The organism is Cupriavidus sp. SIMBA_020 (assembly GCF_046535395.1).
Classification (GTDB): domain Bacteria; phylum Pseudomonadota; class Gammaproteobacteria; order Burkholderiales; family Burkholderiaceae; genus Cupriavidus; species Cupriavidus campinensis.
This window is the reverse complement of sequence record NZ_JAWRWU010000346.1, coordinates 1-290: the sequence shown is the minus strand read 5'-3', so window position 1 is coordinate 290 and position 290 is coordinate 1. Positions and strand designations below refer to the sequence as shown.

Genomic DNA, 290 nt, shown 5'->3' with positions numbered 1-290 from the left:
GTCGAACGCGCCGTTCTTCAGCGGCAAGAGCTTCGCCCTGGGCCGCAGCGTGCCGTTCTGGGGCATCCTGCTGGTGGTGGCGGTGTTCGTGTTCGTCTCCAGCGATCCCCCGGTGGTGCTGTTCGGCCTGTTCGTGCTGTACGGCTTTGCGGGCTGGGTCATCTGGGCCTGGCGTTGGAACCGTGCCCGCCGGCTGCAGCAGGAGCGCCGCGGCCAGTCGTCCTGAGCGCGTCGCCCGCCAAACGAAAAACCCGCCTGGATGCAGGCGGGTTTTTTCATGGTGGCATCAG

1 pseudogene is annotated in these 290 nt (G+C 66.9%); it reads left to right on the top strand.

What is annotated here, in order from left to right:
• Positions 1-226: pseudogene (locus SB751_RS29515) on the top strand (CDP-diacylglycerol--serine O-phosphatidyltransferase); the annotation flags it as partial.
• Positions 227-290 lie beyond the last annotated feature (64 nt).